The sequence below is a fragment of the Psychrobacter luti genome (genome assembly GCF_014192115.1).
In the GTDB taxonomy this organism is placed as follows: Bacteria; Pseudomonadota; Gammaproteobacteria; order Pseudomonadales; family Moraxellaceae; genus Psychrobacter; species Psychrobacter luti.
In genome coordinates this window covers 217,696-234,082 of record NZ_JACHXL010000003.1, presented here as the reverse complement: position 1 = coordinate 234,082, position 16,387 = coordinate 217,696, and the positions used below count along the sequence as shown (strand labels likewise).

Sequence of the window (16,387 nt, the reverse complement as noted above, 5' to 3'; positions counted from 1 at the left end):
ATAAACCCTTTTTTATTGCCAATTTTTTGACCATTTATTCGTTTTTACCAGTGATTCATTAACTATAGTGCGTTGGCTCTTTATCATAGACATGAGCATGCCATTGGCTCATCTGCTTTTGCATGATGACTTGAATCGCGGCATGAATCATATGTTGACCTATCGCCTGAGTATCACTGCCAAGTATTTCTTTGAGCTTTTCAGAAAAATCAATGGTCATGAGTGGCGCTTCATCTTGTTCAGCGTCACGTAACAATAAGCGACCATCATCTGCTTCTACCAGCTCAAGCGTGGTTTCTTTGGCAAATCCTGCAAACTGATCACTACTGTCGCTATCTACTTCTATGTCATTATCAATATCGTATGGCATTCATTTTTTCCTTATTATCCCGTGTTACACCTGTAAAAATGCGGTTATGTTATTTATGAAAGCGCTCGTCTTACAGTCATGCGGGCAAAACTATCTTACTCATACAATGGACGCTTTATGCCTACAATTCAAGGGCTGACGTCCAAGTCTTTTGCATAAATGCACTTCTACCCTGCTCGATCAACAAAAACTGATGCTTAACGCCAATAGCGCAATTTTGCCAAGGTAAATAAGAAAGCGACAAACATACCAAGATAATAGGTCAGTTTAAGCTCAAGCGTAGGGTCACGGTATTTGAATGGTAAGGCAACGGTGGCAGTGGCGGTCGGAATGATTAGCAGCATGAGTAGCCAGTTTTCAAAGACGTGTAGCCAGCCTTGCAGCCCTGTCCCGTGACGCAGGTAGGATAAACCTAATAACAAACAGGCAATAATCAGCGCAATAAATAAACCGTTTGGTAGGTCTTTTGGGAAAATGATATCGGTGATTTTCTTAGAAGATGTGGCCATACTAGCAAGTGTCCAGTCACGTCATAAAGCGCGATTTATTAATGAGGAGAAATCGATAAGTGTAATAAAGGCAAAGTTTTAAATCATAAAAACATCGGTATTATGAGGCGCTTATATTAGCTATAAGTACCCATTAGCCAAAGAATCGATATACAAGAGGTCAAATAACCCAAACTAATGGCATTCCAGCTCGCTATATGTAAGTCTTTAACCTTATTTAAAATGCGCGAACCTACCCAGAAAAACAGCGGAATACCAATCATAAAGGCTGGTACTATGACCGCCGCATGTCGTAACACCTCTCCCACATCCTCACCAACTATCAAGCGAAAGCCGTAACCGGCAAGACTGAGCACCAAGGCAAAAGCCGCCATGCCAATGGTAATACCTTTGGGCACTAAGCTTAGTGAAGGTAAGCTAGATAATTGCGAACTAGCGAGCTGTGACTCAGTCTCTTTGATAGATTGAGGCGATACTGGGGCGTTAACTGGCTTTTTCGTATCCATATTTCACCTTTGCATGACTGGTTATTGGTCATGATTCTATGATTATCACTCTATAGTTATCATTCATTCTGATGGCTATAAAGAGTAATTAATAGCCATTTGCTAAGGCCAACTCAGCGCGCATAGCATCGATAGCCGCTTTATAATCTTCTTGGTTAAAGATAGCGGAACCGGCAACAAACATATCTGCGCCTGCTTCGGCAATCGCACGGATATTGCTGGCTTTAATGCCGCCATCTACTTCTAGTCTGATGTCACGACCACTGGTAATAATACGTTGGCGAACTTGACGGACTTTATCTAAGGTGCCCTCAATAAATGACTGACCACCATAACCTGGATTGACACTCATGAGTAAGATTTGGTCAACTTTGTCCATTACATAATCTAAATAATGTAGCGGCGTCGCTGGATTTAACACCAAGCCACATTCAGCCCCACCATCTTTGATGAGCTGCAAAGAACGGTCAATATGGGCGCTGGCTTCTGGATGAAAGGTGATAACACTCGCACCCGCTTCTAAAAACTGCTCAATCATACTATCGACTGGCGATACCATAAGATGGACATCGATGGGCGCTTCAATACCATAGTCGCGCAGCGCTTTACATATCATGCTACCAAAAGTTAGATTGGGCACATAATGGTTGTCCATTACGTCAAAATGGATGACATCCGCACCCGATTCTAATACACGCTCTACTTCTTCACCCAGTCTGGCAAAGTCAGCAGATAAAATAGAAGGAGCGATTAGATACGGTTTAGAGGGGCTAATCATAATTGAGCTACCTAATTGAGGTTTGTATAAAAGTTTAATAAAAAAGGTTTTAATGTTGCTGACATTCAAATCACTGCTTTTAAAGCATTGGCTGTAAATAACTGGCTATTAAATGAATAAAGCTAAATAACTAACGCGGCTTATATTGGGTTTTACAATAGGCGCGACCAACGTCAAACGGGCGCTTTGCTTGATGCTTAGTTACACGGTTGGTGACACGTTGACGCCATAAGCGAAAAGACGATGGCTTTAACTCTTGACGCATCAGCTTGATAACTGCTGTCTCATCGAGACCGTAACTCTGTTCTATCGCTTCAAACGGCGTCCTGTCTTCCCACGCCATCTCTATCACCCGTGATAGTTGCACAGCATCAGGCTCCTTAGCGGTAGTTACAGAAGATGATTTCACGTTACTGGCAGCGGGCTTCAGGTTGCTTTTTTGCGCAATATTATCTTGCTGCTTATTCTTGATAGCAGCAGCCATATCAGCTTGCATAACCGTAAGTAATGATTCAGCTTTATGCGTTGTATTATTTGCACCCGCATTTACCGACGCTGTCAGACTATTTATCATAAAACCTTACCTTTAAGAACGTTGATTATTCAACCAAGCTCTATTTTATACCAATAAGTGCGCTTGGTTAAATAATCAGCGTAACTGTCTGTCAAGTTATATGACAGGCTGTCAGCTTATCTATCAGGCGGTCATTATTTAACCGGCTTAGCCCATCTGCGCCATACGCCAGTGATGTTCGATATGGTCATCAATCACTGTCTGAATAAAGTAATAGCTGTGATCGTGACTAGCAAGATAGCGCAATGTCAGCGGCTGCTGTGCTATATTGCAGGCTTCTTGGAGCTTAGAGGTTTGCAGTTGTCCTTCTGCCAAGAAATTATCAGCACCCCCTTGATCGACCAAAATATTGGTGTACTGCTGCCCAACTTCCATAATCAACTGTGCAGCATCTGCTTGCGCCCATAATGATTTATCATCACCAAAGTATTCCGTATAAGCGGCCTGCCCCCAAGCTGACTCACTGGCTGCGCAAACAGGCGATAAGGCGGAGACACTGACAAACTTACTTGGGAACTTAAAGCCCAACAATAACGCGCCATGACCACCCATCGAATGTCCAGTGATACCAATACTATCAATCGGAAACTCAGAGCGCAGCAAATCGTATAATTCATCAACGATATAGCTTTGCATATTAAAATGTTCTGACCACGGTGCTTGCGTCGCATCAACATAGTAGCTTGCGCCCTGCCCGACAAAATAACGCTCATCGTTTGGTACATCGTGACTTTCACTGCTTCTAGGAGAAGTATCAGGCGCAATAAAAATCATGCCAAGCTCACTGCATTTTTGTTGAAAATGCGCTTTATGAGTGACGTTATCGGCATTACAGGTCAAGCCTGAGAGATATAAAAGCGCGGGACAGCGGCGACCGGCAAGCGCTTCATCTGGCAGATAAATACTAAACGTCATCGGCGTTTTGGTCGACGTCGACTCGTGGCTATAGTAATGCTGCTCTCCATCGAAGCAGCGATTGACACTTTTTTGTGTCAACTGGTTACTGGCTGAAAAACTATGGTTGTAAGCATTATTCATGAGTAATATCCTTTGTATCTAAGACAAAATAAGCGTTGAAAGATAATTGGTAATTTAGAGTTAATAGTTAGAAACTAGCAATAGGCAATTAATATTCAATCAAGAGTCGCAGGAGCCGTATTGATTGGCACACTTGAAGTCGTATCAGCGTTGGTAGTACTATTGCTCATGCTAGCAAGCGACGGTCGTGTTTTGTCAAATAAGGCTTGCTCAAATGCTGGCAAGGCGGTTTCCATTAAGCTACCAATGACCATTTGCGGCTCTGACGGCTCAAAGCCCATATAAAGCTCACGCTCCTGTACGCGGTAAGCGGCGTCTTTAAAAGCATCAGAAAAGCTGGTGTTTTCACGCAAACTTTCGGCAAAAAACGCTTGGCCAAAATAGGTCATCTCAGCAGTATTGGTACAGCCAAACGACATTTTATCAGCAGCTGAAGCAGTAATTACCACCGTCGTTGGAGAGGCTAACTCATCGATAAATGAGCCTGAATAGCATGCGGACACTACGATGATACGCCAGCGAATACCGGAAGCATCTAACGCCTCACGCAGCCAAGTGGCGTCCAAATTATCCATCGCTAGCGGCGGATTTGATAGATGAATAAAATCTTGATCGCCATGCGATGATAGGGTCATAAATAGCACATCTTCATCAGCATTCATTTGCCGACCGATGGTTTTTAAGCCACGCAATATACTAGTCTTAGTCGCAATGGGTTCATCCAACCAAGTGTAATTATTATTTATCAATGCCAATGAATGCCCGCTGGTACCAAAGCGCACATCAAACAGCTCACGGACTTTATTAATCTCAGAGCGAAAGACGTTTTGATCAGAGAATCCTGCCACGCCCATAAAATACCAGTCGCTTTTACCCGGTATACTGGGATCAATGCGGTCTAGGGCTTGCTGCAGCAATCTTGGCTGCTCGTATAAGGCCGCCTCTTCTAGTACAGGTTCAACAGGGATTTGCTTAAATATCGGCTGGTCAGCGACATTGCGCTGCCAAATGGTCAATAATGCCACTGCCCCTATTATGACAATAATGCGCTCCCACCAAGGGACTCGCAAGCGCCGGGAAAAAATCCATAACAAAGCCAATGTTTGCCATAAAAATAGCACTAAAAACAGTATAGGTAAAAGTGAATAGCTCCAACTCGGTAGCCAGCCATAGCTGCCAAAAAACTGCACGAGGCTTTGCAGTAGCGCAGATAAGGTATCGGCGACTAACCACAGCACCACAGGCACAAAAACCAGCGTTTGATTACCCGCGCGGCGTGCCAAAATAATGCCACCTAACAGAATAATCATCGGCCATATCAGATAACTGACCAATCCTTGCTCATTAAAGACGCTACCATTTTCTGCCGCTAGCCACGAGAAAAGCACATTGCTACCTAGCGCTAATAAAGCAAAGACCGCGAACTGAATAAAGGTGGGTTTTACCCAAGAAAAAGCACGCGTTGACCCTACTAGCATCCATAAGGTTGCAATAATATTGGCAGCGAAATTGAGCGAAAAGCGCTGAAGTGAGACAGTTTTTAACGACGCAAGTGACAAAGACTTAGACCTCTAGCCAGTCGAGAGAAATAACGCAACTCAATGATAAAGTATTTTGCTGTGAGTGCTTTTTAATAGGAGGTTTAATATAACCATCCTACATTTTCATAAGCCATATCGACAGCAATTTCATATCTGATTTACGATAAATAGGTATAAGATGCGAAAAACCCAACAAAATCGTTTGGCTCGCTAATCTATCGCGATTGTAACGGATTGTCGGTCAAGAGCATAAGGCTGATTTGTAAAAATCGCTTGAAAAGCCCTCTAAAAACCTAATAAAAAAGGAGGCCTTAACATTAAGACCTCCTTTTTTATCAAACAGTAAACATTATCTCATCAATAGCTCATTGACGCGTTTTAGATAGGCAGCAGGATCATCTAACTGACCGCCATCCGCCAATAATGCTTGGTCAAAAATCACTTGCGCAAGCTTGTCAAAATCGCCGTCAGACTGCTCGCTACTCTCAAGCTTTTTAATCAGCGGGTGATCAGGATTGACTTCAAGCGTCGGCTTACTCTCTGGTACATCTTGACCCATTTGCTTTAACATCTGAATCATTTGTGGTGATAATTCACCTTCACCAACTACTAGACATGCTGGACTATCTACCAAACGTGTTGAAACTTTGACGTCTTTGGCACGCTCGCCTAGAGCCGTTTTTAACTTATCAACGACAGGTTTCATAGTTTCTTGTGCTTTTTCAGCTTCAGCCTTCTCAGCTTCATCCTGCAAGTCGCCCAAGTCTACCGCACCTTTAGCGATATTTTGTAGCGGTGTCTCATCAAATGAGGTTAAGAAGTTCATCGCCCATTCATCGACACGACTGGTCATCAAAATAACTTCGATGCCTTTTTTCTTAAATAGCTCTAATTGAGGACTATTTTTTGCCGCCGCCAAATTATCAGCTGTGAGATAATAGATGGCCTTTTGACCCTCTTTCATACGGCCTTTATAGTCTTCAAAGCTGGTCTCAACCTTGTCATTGGTGCTAGTCGCATAACGCAGCAATTTGGCAATACGCTCTTGGTTGCCCATGTCTTCGCCAAGACCTTCTTTGATCACATCACCAAATTCGCTATAGAACTGAGCAAACTTTTCTTGCTTATCGCTGTCTTCGCTATTAGCAAGGCTAGCAAGCAAAGTCAAAATACGACGCGCGTTACCATCACGGATGGATTTTACATCACGTGATTCTTGTAAGATTTCACGGCTGACGTTAAGTGGCAAGTCTGCTGAATCAATGACCCCTTTAACAAAACGTAGGTACATCGGCAATAACTGCTCAGCTTCATCCATAATAAAGACGCGTTTGACGTACAGCTTTAGACCATGCTGCTGCTCACGCGTATATAAATCTACCGGCGCTTTCTTAGGGATATAAAGCAGCTGGGTATATTGCACACGTCCTTCAACACGGTTGTGCGTCCACGTCAGCGGCGCATCCATGTCATAGGTGATATTTTTATAAAAATCGACATACTCATCATCTTCAATCTCAGATGCTGAGCGCGTCCAAAGTGCACTGGCTTTATTAATGGTTTCCCATTCATCGGTCAGTACCATTTGTCCATTAGCTGGTGTGTCGTCGCCCTCTTCAACTTCGTCTTCTTGCCAAACTTCTTTACGCATCTGGATCGGCAGGCTGATATGGTCTGAGTATTTATTAACTAAACGCTTGATTTTGCCACGGTCTAGATAGCTGTCTTCACCTTCAGAATACTCTTCTTTTAGATGCAACGTAATGGCCGTACCGCGCGTGGCTTTAGTGATAGGCTCAACGGTAAAGCTACCTGTGCCATCTGATACCCAGCGCACGCCTTTATCAGCAGTTTCACCCGCTTTGCGTGATTCAACGCTGATGGTGTCAGCAACGATAAAGCCTGAATAGAAACCAACGCCAAACTGGCCGATTAATTGACCGTCTTGTTTTTGCGATTCAGACAATTTATCTAGGAAAGCCTTGGTACCTGATTTGGCAATCGTGCCTAAGTTCTCAATCGCATCGGCTTCGTTCATACCAATACCATTATCGGTAAAGGTAATGGTTTTAGCATCTTTATCGACATTGATACGGATTCTTAACTCACCATCATCTTCATAAAGACTGTCATCATTGGTCGCTTCAAAGCGCAATTTATCGCAGGCATCAGAGGCGTTTGAGACCAACTCACGCACAAAGATATCGGCGTTAGAGTAAAGCGAATGCGTTACTAAATGCAGCAGCTGCGCCACTTCTGCTTCAAAGGTATGTTTTTTTAATTCAGGGGTCTCTTTATTCACATCAAGGTTATTAGCGTTTTTATTATCCGCTTGGGTCTGCTCACTCATAAAAACTCCTATTATTGTTACCAAAAATGCTGTTGCCAGCACACATAAATCGCAAATTTTCAAATACCAACAGTATAGCCAATCTGGTTAATAAGACTGCGCTCCAAATACTGTGAGGCTGGTTAATCAGATAGGGGCACGGAAGAAAATTTCAAGCGTAAACAGCCCAAACCAAGTTAAAAAAATTATTAGCCATAAAAAACCGCCCTAGTCTCCTAAGGCGGTGTTTTTGATATTTAGTTAATAAACGGCTTTTGCTTAAAAATGACTTAATATTAAATCATCAACTATAAGCAGCTGGCCAAATGACGAGCTGGGTCAGACGCGCGAGCTGCCATCGCCTCGTCAACCGTTAGGCCTAACGCTTTGGCAACGCCTTCGCCATAAGCAGGGTCACACCAGTTGCAGTTACGAATATGACGATACTGAATAAAGTCAGGCACACCCGCCATATTTCGTGCGGTATTTTCAAACAACACTTGTTGCTGCTCAGCGCTCATCAAATTAAACAAAGCTCTAGGTTGGCTAAAATAATCGCTATCATCTTCACGGAAATCATAGTGCGCGGCATCGCCGTTAATTTTTAAGGTTGGCTCAGCGTATTCAGGCTGCTCTTGCCATTGGCTAAAGCTATTTGGCTCATAATGTGGACGACTGCCGTAGTTGTCATCAACACGGCCTTGACCATCACGATGATTGCTCATCACAGGACAACGTGGCTTATTCACCGGAATCTGTTGATGATTAACCCCAATACGATAACGCTGTGCATCGGCATAATTTACCAAGCGGTTTTGTAGCATTTTATCCGGTGAGACGCTGATACCTGGAACTAGGTTACTTGGCGCAAATGCCGCCTGCTCGACATCGACAAAATAGTTATCAGAGTTTTTATTTAACTCAAACTCGCCTACTTCAATCAGCGGATAATCACCTTTTGGCCATACTTTGGTTAAATCAAACGGATGATAAGGGACAGTGTCAGCCTCAGCTTCTGGCATGATTTGCACATACATTTTCCACTTTGGAAAGTCGCTATTTTCGATGGCATCATACAAATCTTTTTGGTGACTTTCACGGTCCATACCAACCACATTTGCCGCTTCTGCATCTGTTAAGTTTTTGATACCTTGCTGCGTACGGAAATGGAATTTTACCCAAAAACGCTCATTGTTTGTATTCCAAAAACTATAGGTATGCGAACCAAAACCATGCATATGTCTATGCGACGCTGGAAGACCGCGATCACTCATCACGATGGTAACCTGATGGAAAGCTTCTGGCAGCAAGGTCCAAAAATCCCAGTTATTGGTCGCCGAACGCATATTGGTACGTGGGTCACGCTTGACTGCTTTGTTTAAGTCGGGGAATTTACGCGGGTCACGCAAAAAGAACACTGGGGTGTTATTACCGACCATGTCCCAGTTGCCTTCTTCGGTATAAAACTTCAAAGCAAAACCGCGAATATCACGCTCGGCATCAGCGGCACCACGCTCGCCTGCCACCGTACTAAAGCGCGCAAACATTTCAGTTTGCTTACCGACTTCACTAAAAATAGCAGCGCGGGTATATTTAGTAATGTCGTTGGTGACGGTAAAGGTACCAAAAGCACCAGAACCTTTAGCATGCATACGGCGCTCTGGAATCACTTCGCGAACAAAGTTGCCAAGCTTCTCATTTAGCCAAATATCTTGCGCTAATAACGGTCCGCGCTTGCCTGCGGTGAGACTATTTTGGTTATCAGCGACTGGTGCACCATTGCTCATGGTCAATTGGGTTGGTGCGTAGGGACATTTTTTATCGCTCATATCGTTACTCATAGTGATACTCTTTTGAAAAACAAATGGATGAAAACACAAAACCTATTCTGAATAAGCTTCTAGCAGTAGATTTAGAATAGAGGTCAGTTTGTTCGAAAAATAATGATTCTTTTTCCTAATAACCTGTCAGTGTAGTGATGTTGTCGTGCTTGTCGACTGATTAGCCACCATTACAACCGATTGGTATTGATTTGTATAATTAATTAACCACATGATTTTGTTTTATTTTTCAGAACCACTTAGAGTGTTTTTTTATCCAAACGGCTTTATTGCCTAAAGACACTTTTCATAATAGCAGCGCGGCTACGAGCTCAATATCTCACCTTCAAATAGAATTGATTCACGCATAATCAAATAGTACTTCATGAAATAGCAGCTAACCTTTAGCGCGGCATCGGACGAATGGTCAAGATTTGCTCGCTACGACCAAATGGACCATATATATCATGCAGTACCGCACTGGTTAGCCCTATACCATCAGCGCCATATTGCTGCATGGCTTCGATGCCAAGCCATTTGCCTGTTGGGATACGATGCATATGGATTTGTAAATCCGTATTGGGAAACATCCACTCTAACTGCGATAGTCCAAGACCGAGGCGCGGCACTACGCCATTGGCGGTATCGACCATACCCAATAGATGCACCAAATCATCGGTAGGCGCGCCCTCTACCATTTCCATATCGTTGGTGATCCATACCATGCCACGACCAGGACGACGGTCAGGTTCAGACACTAAACGTACACTTTCAATAAAACCACCTGGCCAACCTTTCATCCCATCCCAGGAGGGCAACTCTTCAGGCTTATGTAACGATTTCTGATCTTCAAGACCTGCAATTGCACTGGTATCTTGGGTCATGAGACGCCATGCACGCGCAATAATCGCATCACGGCCGCGACTGCTCATGACCGCCTCAATCAGCTCAATGGTCTTACCCGGGCGGATACAACGAGTGGTAATCGTAAAATCATCAAGCGGAATCAAGCCTAAAATATCTAGGCTGATACGGGCAATACGGGTATTGGCTTGCGGGGCATAGGCATTGAGCTCTGCTGTCAGCAACCCTGTCGCTGGTGCCATATGCTGCTCGTGCTCATTCCAAGCGCCTTGTGCATGCTTGGTTGGCTGATAATGGGCAACGCTGAGGCCGCCTTCTTGTTGTTCGCGTTTGATAAAATGATAGTAAGCTGACATGAACACCCTTAATCTTTAATCCAATATTTCTTATTGATTTAGTAATTTTGACCGCTGTGAGAAGTCGGTAGCTTTGTGTTGATAGTTTATAATGATGATTAAATCTGCTTTGCCTTCATCATTTATTTGGTAAGCTCTTGTTTTCTCATCGTCAGTAGCGTACGACTTTTAGCCATTACAAATAGGAAAAAAGCCATAATGGCAATAAGTGCACCATATAGCAGGCTGTAATCTCTCATAAATTGCGCGATATTAAGAAAAAGCACCAATATCAGCATGACAATGGTAAACATATTGATTTTCAATTGCTTATTAATCTCATCAAGCGACGCTTCTGCCAAGACAAATTTCTGCTTTTTCATGTTATTTACCTACTTGCGTGACCGGAATACGCAAGGCTTTTGGTAAGCTAAAGGTGACATTTTCCTCGATACCTGACAGCTCGCTCGGTAAATCACCGCCCCAATCTTGCAGCTGCTGTAATACTTCTTGAATCAATACTTCGGGCGCTGACGCCCCAGCGGTCACACCGACGCTTTGTATACCATCAAACCAACGTCTATTCATCTCAGTGGCATTATCAATCAGATAAGCGCGGCAATCCATACGCTCGGCCAATTCACGTAAACGATTAGAGTTTGATGAGTTTGGTGAACCAACCACTAGGACTACTTCGCAGCGACTGGCTAAATCTTTGACTGCATCTTGACGGTTTTGGGTGGCATAGCAGATATCGTCTTTACGCGGGCCTTGAATACTCGGAAACTTTTCACGCAATGCATCAATAACACGCGCGGTATCATCCATCGACAAAGTTGTTTGAGTAACAAAAGCTAAGTGCTCAGCATTCTGTACAGTTAATGCTTCGACATCGGTTTCATTTTCGACCAAATGAATCTCACCGCCGTGGCGACGATTGAAGCGCCCCATGGTACCTTCCACTTCAGGATGTCCTGCATGACCAATCAATACCGCATCCATACCATCTTGGGCGAATTTTGCCACTTCGATATGCACTTTGGTAACGAGCGGGCAAGTCGCATCAAATACCGTTAAGTCACGGCGCTGCGCTTCATCTTCGACTGCTTTTGAGACGCCATGAGCTGAGAAAATAACGATTGAGCCATCGGGTACTTCATGTAGCTCTTCAACAAACACCGCACCGCGATTGGCCAAATCAGACACCACAAATTTATTATGAACGACTTCATGACGCACATAAATGGGTGGCTCAAAACGAGTCAATGCTTCGTTCACTATCGCAATCGCGCGATCTACACCAGCACAAAATCCACGTGGATTGGCAAGATAAATTTGCATAAGAGGGCCTATCATTAGATAATTTATAGTTAAAGCTAAATATCGAACAGCTTCACATTAAAAACTGGGATAAAATCAATGCTCTACTTTAGCATAATTTGCTTTTATTGCCTTTGAAAATAGCCATGTTTTAAATTCACAACACATTGGCAAAAGCTACTTTTCATTTAAGAAGTATGTCAGAACAACGTCTAAGTAATAAAAAGCTGGCGCTAAATAAAATAAAAGCGCTAAAAGCAGTTTATAATAAAGGCATCGATTACCATTCAATATAAGTTTCTAGCGCCATACCTGATGGCGTTTTTTATTTTTACCAGTTTTTAGCCATCTACTAAAACTGTTTTGAGCCTTTTAGTAGGATACATTTTTACTAGCCTAGATTTTGCTAAGACACACTTTATTAAAATACATTGCATTAGAGCAGACTACCTTAGAAAACATTTCATTAGGAAACAATCCATTAGGACAAATCGTATGACAGGTTCATTATTTATTATTACCGCCGCATCGGGTACGGGCAAGACTTCGCTGGTAAAACAGTTATTGGCCACCACCAATGACTTGACTGTCAGTGTATCGCACACCACACGCGCGCCGCGTCCGGGTGAGATTGATGGTCATCATTATCACTTTACCGATGTTAATAAATTTGTCACTGCTATCGGTGAAGGCAAGTTTTTAGAACATGCCGAAGTGTTTGGCAACTACTATGGTACCTCAGAACAAAGCGTACGGGCGCAGTTAGAAGCAGGCGTCGATGTTATTTTAGAGATTGACTGGCAAGGGGCGCTACAAGTGAAAAAAATATTTACCGATGCGACGATGATTTTTATCTTGCCGCCAAGTATCGCCACTTTACGTCAACGTCTATCGACGCGCGCGCAGGATACGCTAGAAGTTATCGAGCAGCGTTTGGCAGGTGCAGTAACAGAGATGGCGCAATACGTACATTTTGACTTTGTGATTATTAATGACAATTTCGAAGTGGCTTTAACTGAGCTAAAATCCATTATTGTTGCTGATAGACAGACACTTAAACGTCAACAGCAGCGTTATCATCGCACCATTACCAATTTACTAAGTACTAAAGTAGAAGAGTAGCCGAAAGCAAAGACTAAGACTAAAATCGAATTATCCGTCCCCTTATCTGAGCATTACGCGCGGCGGCGTAGATATAAGTACCAGCTGATATAAAAAGCAACCACGCGCCTAAACAAAAAATGCTATAATGCCTAGCTATCCCCTTTTGTATTTTTGATATTATTTTTATTGAGTGGCGGGCAAGCTCCGTGACTAATAAAAACAACCGAGGTAGCTATTTATGGCACGAGTGACGATTGAAGATTGTTTGGATAATGTTGATAATCGCTTTGAGCTGGTATTGGTCGCAAGCAAACGCGCCCGTCAGTTGGCCAAAGGTATCGCTGAACCGTTAGTTGACGTTGATAATGACAAGCCTACTGTATTGGCCTTGCGTGAAATTGCTGCGGGCAAAATCACCCGTGATATTTTAAATCAGCCAGAGCATAACTTTGCTACAAGCTCATTAGATTTAGCGTTATCAGGCGATCATAGCTTTTAATAAGACTTTATCAGCCAGCTTTTTGAAACATGGCTTTTAGCACTTAGCTTGTATGACCACTTTATTAAGTGATGACATTCCTGATTAATAAGAACCACAGCATAGGCTGTGGTTTTTTGGTTGTAAGACTATTTATGACGCTACTTATAATGCTAAGTCACTAATACTGGGGCATTATAGTCAGCAATTTTAACGACCGTTTATAGCGAAAACCCTACCATTCAGTGGGAATTTCTTAATTTTTGCATAGCCTAATCGCTTAGTAGTTGACATTGAAGGCGATTTACGATTAATTAGAGGGTGGTCTGCCCTTTTTTAGCTCTGCGTCTTTAAGCTTTGATAGCGTAGGTCAGCATTCATTCAGTCACCATTTACCTAAACAGTCCAGAACCAAGAAACCGTATTAAGCCAAGAAACTGTTTTGAACTAAGAAACTATCTTGAACCGACAAGCTGTTCTGAACTGGCCAATAGGTATTGGAAAATAGGATCGCCGCTTTATGAATCAAACCTTACCCAAACTCAGTCATCCTTTAGTCGATGACGCTCAATATAATCTGCTACGCTCAGTAGGTTATCTCACTGCGGCTGAACGTAGTGATATTATTGATGCCTGTGAGTTTGGTGATATTGCGCATATCAAAGACAAGCGCAAATCAGGGGAGCCTTATATTACCCATCCGATTGCGGTCGCCGAAATATTGGCAGGCTTTCGCTTAGATCGCGATACGATTATTGCAGCCATTCTCCATGACACGGTCGAAGATACCGAAATCAGTGCTGAGCAGATTGAGCAGCGTTATGGCAAAATAGTGGCAAGACTGGTCGATGGGGTGACCAAATTAAAATCTTCAACCCATAATAAACAAGAAAATAAAGCTGCCACCTTTCATAAAATCTTGACGGCTACCCTCGCTGATCCGCGGGTATTGATTATCAAACTGGCTGACCGCCTACATAATATGTCGACGCTAGATGCGGTACGTCCAGAAAAACAGCGCACCACCGCGCAAGAAACCTTAGATTTTTATGTGCCCTTTGCACGTTTAATGGGTTTAAATGACATTGCCGATTATATTGAAGTATTGTGTTATCGTAACCTTGACTCAGATATGTATAACAAACTGTCTGATAAGCTGCTACAGCATGGGCTTGGGCGTAATTTTCAAAGAGAAGCCATTCATCGCTATTTAAGTATTGTTCTAAACAATCTTGATTTGAATGGTATGGTCAAAGTCTTAGACAATCGCGTGGTTATCTTCAGACAGTTTTTCCGTAATCGCGGTGAAATCAATGCGCTACTGCGTCATTATGCGTTTGAGATTGTCCTTGATAATATCGAAGCCTGTGACAAATTGGCTTATTATTTGATTAAAAAATATCAGATTGATGACAGCCATATCGCTGATAATATTCGCCGTCCGCTGCCTGGTGGCAATCAGTCGCTGACCCTGATTTATGAGCGCGACAATGATTTTGTTAAAGTGACGATTTTAACCAAGCAAATGCAAAACGCTGCAAGGCTTGGCGTTATTGGCGCAGAACACGCCTCCGATGTCAGTCAATCGGTCATTCAAGCGTCATTACGCAATATGAAAGACTTGGTCGACGATGAAGACAGCTTAAATGAGGATAGCCCTGACTTTTCAGCGGCGGTCTCTACTATTAATGAGCTGATGGACTATCTACACTCGAGTAAAATCATCTGCTACAGTCCACAAGGGCGTGCCTATGAGCTACCACAAGGGGCAACTGCGCTAGACTTTGCTTATGCCGTGGTCGGCAATGTCGCCGTCGGTGCCAATGTCGCCGTCGGTGCCAATGTCGATCATAAACATGCAAAACTCGGTACGGTACTAAAAAACGGACAGTTGGTTGAGATTGAAGTCAATAGCCACTCTGAGCCAAAAGCTGAATGGTTAGGCTTTGTGGTCACAAATAAAGCCCGTGTAGAGATTTTACGCTGGTTTAAAGATTTATCTCCTGCAGATAAGCAGCATCATGGCATGCAAGCCTTAGACCGCGCCCTAAAAACTTATCAAAAAAGCCTCGATGACTTAAGCGAAAGCGACTGGAAAAACCTCACCGAATGGCGTGGTCTCACAGAAAAAAATGCGCTATTTGAGCAAATAAGTTCGGGTACGCTACTGCCACAACTGGTGGTCACGCGTTTGTTTAGCGATGAGGTCTGTGACATTCAGTCGCAAGAACATATCGATGATATGACCCAGCCACAGCAGCTGATTGTTAATGCGTCCGGCGTTGAGCTTGATTTTGCCAACTGCTGTCACCCGATTTATGGCGATCCTATTGTCGGCCATTTATCCCGTCATGGTTTGGTTGTCCACCGACATAAATGCTTTTCATTAGACGATATCCGTAAAGACAATCCTTATCAAGTTATTCAGTTGCGCTGGCGTAATGATAAAGCGATTAAACAAAGCAACTCAGACGAACACGGTAGCAAAATTCGTTTCCCCGCTTATCTTAAGCTCTCAATCGCCCTAAGCGATGAGCAAATCAGTGAAGTGATTTATCATTTGCGCCAGTTAAATATGGGGGTCGAAAAGGTTGACGTGCGTAGCAGCGATACCATTATTCATATCGTGGTGCGTAGTCGCAATCATTTAGCGCAAGGTATTCGCGAACTACGCTCATTACTTGGCTTCCCTAATATTATCCGGCTATACCAATTATAAAAGCAGTTAAAATAAATGTTAAAATCTATCCCTTTCAAATATTAGGCATCTGCCTTTATATTTAATTTTAAGCTTTCAGTATAAGCTAACAATTATTGCTAA

The 16,387-nt window shown here is 43.1% G+C and carries 15 protein-coding genes; 3 read left to right on the top strand and 12 right to left on the bottom strand.

Annotated features, from left to right (window positions below):
• Window positions 1-58 precede the first annotated feature (58 nt).
• The 12 genes from FHS24_RS07885 to ispH all read right to left on the bottom strand — a co-directional run bounded on the left by FHS24_RS07885 (window position 59) and on the right by ispH (window position 12,005).
• A complete protein-coding gene (locus tag FHS24_RS07885; protein ID WP_183620458.1) occupies window positions 59-370 on the bottom strand; it encodes a hypothetical protein in 312 nt (103 codons plus the stop codon).
• 197 nt (window positions 371-567) lie between these two features.
• Window positions 568-879: a hypothetical protein gene (locus FHS24_RS07880; protein WP_183620456.1), complete on the bottom strand. Its 312-nt coding sequence runs from the start codon at window positions 877-879 to the stop codon at window positions 568-570.
• A 116-nt stretch (window positions 880-995) separates the two neighbouring features.
• A complete protein-coding gene (locus FHS24_RS07875) occupies window positions 996-1,385 on the bottom strand; it encodes an alkaline phosphatase family protein (RefSeq protein WP_221185036.1) in 390 nt (129 codons plus the stop codon).
• A gap of 88 nt (window positions 1,386-1,473) precedes the next feature.
• Complete coding sequence (rpe, locus tag FHS24_RS07870; RefSeq protein WP_183620440.1) at window positions 1,474-2,163, bottom strand: ribulose-phosphate 3-epimerase; 690 nt, start codon at window positions 2,161-2,163, stop codon at window positions 1,474-1,476.
• A 130-nt stretch (window positions 2,164-2,293) separates the two neighbouring features.
• Window positions 2,294-2,572: a TIGR03643 family protein gene (locus FHS24_RS12580; RefSeq protein WP_406947781.1), complete on the bottom strand. Its 279-nt coding sequence runs from the start codon at window positions 2,570-2,572 to the stop codon at window positions 2,294-2,296.
• A gap of 312 nt (window positions 2,573-2,884) precedes the next feature.
• A complete protein-coding gene (fghA, locus tag FHS24_RS07860) occupies window positions 2,885-3,775 on the bottom strand; it encodes an S-formylglutathione hydrolase (protein ID WP_183620438.1) in 891 nt (296 codons plus the stop codon).
• A gap of 95 nt (window positions 3,776-3,870) precedes the next feature.
• A complete protein-coding gene (locus FHS24_RS07855; protein ID WP_183620436.1) occupies window positions 3,871-5,334 on the bottom strand; it encodes a C13 family peptidase in 1,464 nt (487 codons plus the stop codon).
• 331 nt (window positions 5,335-5,665) lie between these two features.
• Window positions 5,666-7,666 (bottom strand): molecular chaperone HtpG, encoded by a 2,001-nt coding sequence (gene htpG, locus FHS24_RS07850; RefSeq protein WP_221185035.1) that lies wholly within the window; start codon window positions 7,664-7,666, stop codon window positions 5,666-5,668.
• A gap of 287 nt (window positions 7,667-7,953) precedes the next feature.
• Window positions 7,954-9,486, bottom strand: coding sequence for a catalase (locus FHS24_RS07845; RefSeq protein WP_320158067.1), 1,533 nt, complete (start codon window positions 9,484-9,486; stop codon window positions 7,954-7,956).
• A 383-nt stretch (window positions 9,487-9,869) separates the two neighbouring features.
• On the bottom strand, window positions 9,870-10,685 hold the full coding sequence (locus FHS24_RS07840; RefSeq protein WP_183620434.1) for a thioesterase family protein: 816 nt from the start codon (window positions 10,683-10,685) through the stop codon (window positions 9,870-9,872).
• 122 nt (window positions 10,686-10,807) lie between these two features.
• The gene (locus FHS24_RS07835; RefSeq protein WP_183620432.1) at window positions 10,808-11,047 is read right to left on the bottom strand and encodes a hypothetical protein; all 240 of its coding nucleotides are present in this window, start codon (window positions 11,045-11,047) and stop codon (window positions 10,808-10,810) included.
• A gap of 1 nt (window position 11,048) precedes the next feature.
• On the bottom strand, window positions 11,049-12,005 hold the full coding sequence (gene ispH, locus FHS24_RS07830; RefSeq protein ID WP_183620430.1) for a 4-hydroxy-3-methylbut-2-enyl diphosphate reductase: 957 nt from the start codon (window positions 12,003-12,005) through the stop codon (window positions 11,049-11,051).
• Between the two features lie 474 nt (window positions 12,006-12,479).
• Between ispH and gmk the strand changes: the two genes are divergently transcribed.
• The 3 genes from gmk to FHS24_RS07815 all read left to right on the top strand — a co-directional run bounded on the left by gmk (window position 12,480) and on the right by FHS24_RS07815 (window position 16,285).
• The gene (gmk, locus tag FHS24_RS07825) at window positions 12,480-13,106 is read left to right on the top strand and encodes a guanylate kinase (RefSeq protein WP_183620428.1); all 627 of its coding nucleotides are present in this window, start codon (window positions 12,480-12,482) and stop codon (window positions 13,104-13,106) included.
• Window positions 13,107-13,326: 220 nt separating this feature from the next.
• Window positions 13,327-13,587 carry a DNA-directed RNA polymerase subunit omega gene (gene rpoZ / locus FHS24_RS07820; protein WP_011280985.1) on the top strand — a complete coding sequence of 87 codons (261 nt, stop codon included), beginning with the start codon at window positions 13,327-13,329 and terminating at the stop codon, window positions 13,585-13,587.
• A gap of 499 nt (window positions 13,588-14,086) precedes the next feature.
• Window positions 14,087-16,285 (top strand): RelA/SpoT family protein, encoded by a 2,199-nt coding sequence (locus FHS24_RS07815; protein WP_183620426.1) that lies wholly within the window; start codon window positions 14,087-14,089, stop codon window positions 16,283-16,285.
• The last annotated feature ends 102 nt before the right edge of the window (window positions 16,286-16,387 follow it).

Bases quoted from the DNA above. Each gene is read 5' to 3' on its own strand.
- FHS24_RS07885 (WP_183620458.1), bottom strand. From the start codon at position 370: ATGCCATACGATATTGATAATGACATAGAAGTAGATAGCGACAGTAGT.
- FHS24_RS07880 (WP_183620456.1), bottom strand. From the start codon at position 879: ATGGCCACATCTTCTAAGAAAATCACCGATATCATTTTCCCAAAAGAC.
- FHS24_RS07875 (WP_221185036.1), bottom strand. From the start codon at position 1,385: ATGGATACGAAAAAGCCAGTTAACGCCCCAGTATCGCCTCAATCTATC.
- rpe (WP_183620440.1), bottom strand. From the start codon at position 2,163: ATGATTAGCCCCTCTAAACCGTATCTAATCGCTCCTTCTATTTTATCT.
- fghA (WP_183620438.1), bottom strand. From the start codon at position 3,775: ATGAATAATGCTTACAACCATAGTTTTTCAGCCAGTAACCAGTTGACA.
- htpG (WP_221185035.1), bottom strand. From the start codon at position 7,666: ATGAGTGAGCAGACCCAAGCGGATAATAAAAACGCTAATAACCTTGAT.
- FHS24_RS07845 (WP_320158067.1), bottom strand. From the start codon at position 9,486: ATGAGTAACGATATGAGCGATAAAAAATGTCCCTACGCACCAACCCAA.
- FHS24_RS07840 (WP_183620434.1), bottom strand. From the start codon at position 10,685: ATGTCAGCTTACTATCATTTTATCAAACGCGAACAACAAGAAGGCGGC.
- FHS24_RS07835 (WP_183620432.1), bottom strand. From the start codon at position 11,047: ATGAAAAAGCAGAAATTTGTCTTGGCAGAAGCGTCGCTTGATGAGATT.
- ispH (WP_183620430.1), bottom strand. From the start codon at position 12,005: ATGCAAATTTATCTTGCCAATCCACGTGGATTTTGTGCTGGTGTAGAT.
- gmk (WP_183620428.1), top strand. From the start codon at position 12,480: ATGACAGGTTCATTATTTATTATTACCGCCGCATCGGGTACGGGCAAG.
- rpoZ (WP_011280985.1), top strand. From the start codon at position 13,327: ATGGCACGAGTGACGATTGAAGATTGTTTGGATAATGTTGATAATCGC.
- FHS24_RS07815 (WP_183620426.1), top strand. From the start codon at position 14,087: ATGAATCAAACCTTACCCAAACTCAGTCATCCTTTAGTCGATGACGCT.